Genomic DNA, 6,694 nt, shown 5'->3' with positions numbered 1-6,694 from the left:
GTCAGCTACATGAATACTGACTGACACGAAGCCTTCGCGAGCAAGCCCGCTCCCACAGGGTTCAGTGGTGTTTGCTGAAGCGTCGTACGAGCTTCATCACTACCACAAAGAACAACGGCACGAAGATCACCGCCAGCGTCGCCGTGATCATCCCGCCGATCACTCCGGTGCCGATCGCCTGCTGGCTTGCCGAACTGGCGCCAGTGGCGATGGCCAACGGCACCACGCCGAGGATGAACGCCAGCGAAGTCATGACGATCGGCCGCAGACGCAGGCGCGCGGCTTGCAACGTCGCATCGATCAGGTCATGACCTTCGTCGTACAGGCTCTTGGCGAACTCGATGATCAGGATCGCGTTCTTCGCCGAAAGACCGATGATGGTAATCAGCCCGACCTTGAAGAACACGTCGTTGGGCATGCCGCGCAAGGTCACCGCCAGCACTGCGCCGAGCACACCCAGCGGCACCACCAGCAGCACCGAAGTCGGAATCGACCAGCTCTCGTACAGCGCCGCCAGGCACAGGAACACGATCAGCAACGACAGACCGAGCAGGATCGGCGCCTGACTGCCGGACAAACGTTCCTGCAACGACAGCCCGGTCCATTCCTGACCCAGACCTTTCGGCCCTTGGGCGACCAGCCGTTCGATCTCCGCCATGGCCTCGCCGGTACTGTGCCCCGGCGACGGTTCGCCGGAAATCGCAATCGCCGGATAACCGTTATAACGGGTCAGTTGCGCCGGGCCTTGCGTCCACTTGGCCTGAACGAACGCCGACAGCGGCACCATGTGCCCGGCGTTGTTGCGCACGTGCATTTTCAGCAGATCATCAACCTGACTGCGCTGATCGCCTTCGGCCTGGACCACCACCCGCTGCATGCGTCCCTGATTGGGGAAATCATTGATGTAGGAGGAACCCACGGCGGTGGACAACACGCTGCCGATGTCGGCGAACGACACGCCCAGCGCATTGGCCTGCTTGCGGTCTACCTCCAGTTGCACCTGCGGCGCTTCGGCCAGCGCGCTTTCGCGCACGTTCATCAGCACCGGGCTTTTCTCGGCGGCGGCGAGCAGTTCGCTGCGCGCCTGCATCAATGTCGCGTGGCCGAGGCCGCCGCGATCCTGCAGACGGAATTCGAAGCCGCTCGACGTGCCGAGGCCGTCAACCGGCGGCGGCAACACAGCGAACGCGATGGCATCCTTGATCTGGCTCAGGGCGATATTGGCGCGATCGGCAATCGACGTAGCCGAATCGTCGCTGCCGCGCTCCGACCAGTCCTTGAGGGTAGTAAACGCCAGCGCCGCATTCTGCCCGCTGCCGGAGAAGCTGAAGCCGAGAATCACCGTGCTGTCGCCAACCCCCGGTTCACTGGCGTTGTGCGCCTCGATCTGCTCGACCACCTGCACCGTACGGTTTTTGCTCGCACCCGGCGGCAACTGAATGTCGGTGATGGTGTAACCCTGATCCTCAACCGGCAGGAACGAGGAGGGCAGACGCGCAAAGCACAACCCCATGCCGATCAGCAGCACGCCGTAGATCAGCAGATAACGCCCGCTGCGCTTCAGCGCGTAGCCGACCCAGCCTTGATAGCGATCGGTCAGTTGCTCGAAGCGGCGGTTGAACCAGCCGAAGAATCCGCTCTTCTCATGATGCTCGCCCTTGGCAATCGGCTTGAGCAGCGTGGCGCACAGTGCCGGCGTCAGCGTCAGGGCAAGGAACGCCGAGAACAGGATCGAGGTCGCCATCGACAGCGAGAACTGCCGGTAAATCACGCCCACCGAACCCTGCATGAATGCCATCGGGATGAATACCGCCACCAGCACCAGAGTAATACCGATGATCGCCCCGGTGATCTGTTTCATGGCCTTGCGCGTCGCTTCTTTCGGCGACAGGCCTTCAGTGGCCATGATGCGCTCGACGTTTTCCACCACGACAATAGCATCGTCCACCAGAATGCCGATCGCCAGGACCATGCCGAACATGGTCAGCACGTTGATCGAGAAACCCAGCGCGAGCATGGTGGCGAAGGTGCCCATCAGGGCCACCGGCACCACCAGCGTCGGGATCAGCGTGTATCGGATGTTCTGCAGGAACAGGAACATCACCGCAAACACCAGCAGCATCGCTTCGCCCAAGGTGTAAACCACTTTGGTGATCGAGACTTTGACGAACGGCGAGGTGTCGTACGGAATCTTGTATTCGACGCCCGCGGGGAAGTAGCGCGACAGTTCGTCCATCTTCGCCCGGATCAATGTGGCGGTCGCCAGCGCATTGGCCCCAGGCGCCAACTGCACGCCGACAGCGGTGGACGGCTTGCCGTTCAGGCGCGTGCCGAACTGGTATTCCTGACTGCCGACTTCGACCCGTGCCACATCGCCGATGCGCACGGTGGAACCGTCCGGATTGGCCTTGAGCACGATGTCGGCGAACTCTTCCGGCGTCGACAACTGCCCCTTGAACAGAATGGTCGCGGTGATTTCCTGCGAGGATGGGTTGGGCAAGTCGCCAATACTGCCCGCCGACACCTGGGCGTTTTGCGCGACGATGGCGGCGTTGACGTCAGCCGGGGTCAGGTTGAAACCGATCAGCTTCTGCGGATCGATCCAGATCCGCATCGCGCGTTCGGCGCCATACAGCTGCGCCTTGCCGACGCCGTCGATGCGTTTGATCTCGTTCATCACGTTGCGCGCCAGATAATCACTGAGCGCTACGTCATCGAGCTTGCCGTCGCTGGAGGTCAGGGTGATCAGCAGCAGGAAGCCGGCAGAGACTTTCTCCACCTGCAGGCCTTGCTGATTGACTGCCTGCGGCAGGCGCGACTCGACCACTTTGAGGCGATTCTGCACATCCACCTGAGCCAGTTCCGGGTTAGTGCCCGGCTGGAACGTCGCTTTGATCGTCGCGCTGCCGAGGCTGCTCTGCGATTCGAAGTACAGCAGGTGATCGGCGCCGTTGAGCTCTTCTTCGATCAGGCTGACCACGCTTTCATCGACGGTCTGCGCCGAGGCGCCAGGGTACACCGCGTAGATTTCGATCTGTGGCGGCGCGACATCGGGGTACTGCGCCACCGGCAATTGCGGAATGGCCAGCGCACCGGCCAACAGGATGAACAGGGCGACAACCCAGGCGAACACCGGGCGATCGATAAAGAACTGCGGCATATGAAAGCGTCCTGCTTACTGACCAGAGGTCTGGGCAAGTGGAAGAGGGGTGTCGTCGATCTGCACTTTTTCGCCTGGACGGGCGTGTTGCAGGCCTTCGATGACAATGCGGTCGCCGGGCTTGAGGCCGCCGGTGACGATCCAGCGGTCGTTCTGCACCGCGCCCAATTGCACCGGCTGCTGGGCGACGCGCATCTGCTCGTCGACGGTCAGCACCTGGGCGATACCCGCGCTGTCACGCTGCACCGCACGTTGCGGCACGGTGATGCCGTTCTGTACGGTGGCTTGTTGCAGACGTACACGTATGAAGCTGCCCGGCAGCAGGTCGAGATCGGGATTGGGGAACTCGCTGCGCAGAATGATCTGGCCGGTGCCCGGATCGACGCTGATGTCGCTGAACAGCAATTTGCCCGGCAACGGATAGAGGCTGCCGTCATCCTGAATCAGCGTGGCCTTGACCTGATCCTGACCGACTGCCTGCAACTGCCCGGAACGGAACGCGCGACGCAGTTCGTTGAGTTCACGGGTCGACTGAGTAAGGTCGGCGTAGATCGGGTTGAGCTGCTGAATCAGCGCCAGCGGCGTGGTTTCGTTCTGCCCGACCAGCGCACCTTCCGTGACCAATGCACGGCCGACCCGCCCGGAAATCGGCGCGGTGACGGTGGCGTAGCCGAGGTTCAGCTTCGCGCGTTCCACTGCAGCTTTATTGGCCGCCACATCGGCGGCGGTTTGCCGGGCATTGGCGCGGGCGTTGTCGTAATCCTGAGCGCTGATGGCCTTGTCGTCGATCAACTGCGCGTAGCGTTGTTCCTGCAGCCTGGCCTGGAAGGCATTGGCCTCGGCCTTGCGCAACGCGGCTTCGGCGCTATCGAGATCAGCCTTGAACGGTGCCGGGTCGATGCGAAACAGCACGTCACCCTTTTTCACGTCGCTGCCTTCACGGAAGGTCCGTTGCAACACCACCCCAGCCACTCGGGCACGCACTTCAGCGATGCGCGGGGCGGCGATACGACCGCTCAGTTCGCTGCTGATCGACAGGGGGCGGGCCTCGATGGTCTCGATGCGCACGGTAGCTGGCGGCGCTTCTTCTTCGGCCTTCGAGGACGAATCACAGGCGCTCAGCAACAGCGCAGCGGCGATCAGGCCGAGCCCGGCCAGAAGATTTTTTGACATGTACCACCCCCAATATTGAAGCCCGCATCCTAAGGCCAGACGCCGAGGGTAGCGGTGAAGCTTTGTAGGCGCTGTGTGAAATTGTGTAAGGGTTTTACTCAGGGACGGGCGAGGGCGTATATCCTTTACGCCTTGAAATTTATTGCGACAGATAAACCGCCATCGCGAGCAGGCTCACTCCTACATTGGAACTGTGTCAGACACGAACCTTGTAGGAGTGAGCCTGCTCGCGATGAGGCCCAAACAGTCGCCACAGCACTTTCCTGGAACACCCCATGCCCAACATCCTCCTGGTCGAAGACGACACCGCCCTCGCCGAACTGATTTCCAGCTACCTGGAGCGCAACGGCTATTCCGTCAGCGTGATCGGCCGTGGTGACCACGTGCGCGAGCGGGCACGGATCAATCCGCCGGATCTGGTGATCCTCGACCTGATGCTGCCGGGCCTTGACGGCTTGCAAGTCTGCCGCCTGCTGCGGGCCGATTCGGCGACGCTGCCGATCCTGATGCTGACCGCCCGCGACGACAGTCACGATCAGGTGCTGGGCCTGGAAATGGGCGCCGACGATTACGTCACCAAACCGTGCGAGCCACGGGTTTTGCTGGCCCGGGTGCGTACGTTGCTGCGGCGCAGCAGCCTCGGTGAACCGATGACGGTCAATGACCGGATTGTGATGGGCAATCTGTGCATCGACTTGTCCGAGCGCACCGTGACCTGGCGCGAGCAACCGGTGGAACTGTCCAGCGGCGAATACAATTTGCTGGTGGTGCTGGCCCGGCATGCCGGGGAAGTGCTGAGCCGCGACCAGATCCTGCAACGCCTGCGCGGCATCGAGTTCAACGGCACCGACCGTTCGGTGGACGTGGCGATTTCCAAGCTGCGGCGCAAGTTCGACGATCACGCCGGCGAGGCGCGCAAGATCAAGACCGTGTGGGGCAAGGGTTACCTGTTCAGCCGCTCCGAGTGGGAATGCTGAGCTGATGTTCAGAATCCTCTTTCGCCTGTATCTGGTGACGATCGTCTCCTACAGCGCGGCGATCTATCTGGTGCCGGATCTGGTGATCATGGCGTTCCGCGAGCGCTTCATCACCTACAACCTCGACTATTCGCGCGGCCTGCAATCGCTGATCACCCGGCAGTTTCACGCGGTGCCACAGGATCAGTGGCCAGCCTTGGCGCAGTCGATGGACAAGGACTTCCAGCCGCTGCACATCGCACTGGCGCGCATCGACGACGCCGGGTTCACCGCCCCCGAGCAAGTGCGCTTGCGCGCCGGGGAAAACGTGGTGCGCATTGGCGATTGGGGATGGCGCACCTTGGCGGTCACGCCGCTGAACGAAGACGTTGCCGTGCAGATGGTAGTGCCGCCGGATCCGCTGGACGTCAATCTGTTGTACTGGAGCATCAACGTGCTGATCGGTGCGAGCATGCTCGCCTGCCTGCTACTGTGGATTCGTCCGCACTGGCGCGATCTGGAGCGCCTCAAGGGCGCCGCCGAACGCTTCGGCAAGGGCCACCTGAACGAGCGCACGCAAATCCCCGCCAGTTCCAACATCGGCAGCCTGGCCAACGTGTTCGACACCATGGCCGGCGATATCGAAAATCTGCTCAACCAGCAGCGCGACCTGCTGAATGCGGTGTCCCACGAATTGCGCACGCCGCTGACCCGTCTGGACTTCGGTCTGGCCCTGGCGCTGTCCGATGATTTGCCGGCGACCAGTCGCGAGCGCCTGCAAGGACTGGTCGCACACATTCGGGAACTGGATGAGCTGGTGCTGGAACTGCTGTCCTACAGCCGCCTGCAGAACCCGGCGCAGTTGCCGGAACAGGTCGAGGTTTCGCTGGATGAGTTTATCGACAGCATTCTGGGCAGTGTCGATGAAGAACTGGACTCGCCGGACATCGTCATCGATGTGCTGCTGCACGGTCAGCTCGAACGTTTCACGCTGGATCCGCGCCTGACCGCCCGAGCGATCCAGAACCTGCTGCGCAATGCCATGCGCTATTGCGAAAAACGCATTCAGATTGGCGTGCAGGTCAGCCCCGATGGTTGCGAGATCTGGGTCGACGACGATGGCATTGGCATCCCGGATGATGAGCGTGAGCGGATTTTTGAACCGTTTTATCGACTTGATCGCAGTCGTGATCGGGCTACCGGCGGCTTTGGTCTGGGCCTGGCCATCAGCCGTCGGGCGCTGGAGGCGCAGGGCGGGACCTTGACGGTTGAAAGTTCGCCGCTGGGTGGGGCGCGGTTCAGGTTGTGGTTGCCTGACATGACTTGACCCGAAACCTGTGGGAGCGGGCTTGCTCGCGAAGGCGGAGTGTCAGTCGACATAAATTAATCTGACACACCGCTTTCG

4 protein-coding genes are annotated in these 6,694 nt (G+C 62.0%); 2 read left to right on the top strand and 2 right to left on the bottom strand.

Annotated elements, in window-relative coordinates; genetic code table 11:
- Positions 1 to 61: 61 nt before the first annotated feature.
- Both QMX91_RS27640 and QMX91_RS27635 read right to left on the bottom strand, forming a co-directional pair.
- Positions 62 to 3,160: an efflux RND transporter permease subunit gene (locus QMX91_RS27640; protein WP_282413682.1), complete on the bottom strand. Its 3,099-nt coding sequence runs from the start codon at positions 3,158 to 3,160 to the stop codon at positions 62 to 64.
- Positions 3,161 to 3,175: 15 nt separating this feature from the next.
- A complete protein-coding gene (locus tag QMX91_RS27635) occupies positions 3,176 to 4,333 on the bottom strand; it encodes an efflux RND transporter periplasmic adaptor subunit (RefSeq protein ID WP_096797435.1) in 1,158 nt (385 codons plus the stop codon).
- Positions 4,334 to 4,608: 275 nt separating this feature from the next.
- Between QMX91_RS27635 and QMX91_RS27630 the strand changes: the two genes are divergently transcribed.
- Both QMX91_RS27630 and QMX91_RS27625 read left to right on the top strand, forming a co-directional pair.
- The gene (locus QMX91_RS27630; protein WP_003224662.1) at positions 4,609 to 5,310 is read left to right on the top strand and encodes a response regulator transcription factor; all 702 of its coding nucleotides are present in this window, start codon (positions 4,609 to 4,611) and stop codon (positions 5,308 to 5,310) included.
- Positions 5,311 to 5,314: 4 nt separating this feature from the next.
- Complete coding sequence (locus QMX91_RS27625; RefSeq protein WP_210557068.1) at positions 5,315 to 6,616, top strand: ATP-binding protein; 1,302 nt, start codon at positions 5,315 to 5,317, stop codon at positions 6,614 to 6,616.
- Positions 6,617 to 6,694 lie beyond the last annotated feature (78 nt).

The organism is Pseudomonas sp. PS01299, assembly GCF_029960145.1.
Taxonomy (GTDB): domain Bacteria; phylum Pseudomonadota; class Gammaproteobacteria; order Pseudomonadales; family Pseudomonadaceae; genus Aquipseudomonas; species Aquipseudomonas putida_A.
The sequence above is the reverse complement of the archived record's forward strand: the minus strand, read 5'-3'. Positions and strand labels throughout refer to the sequence as shown.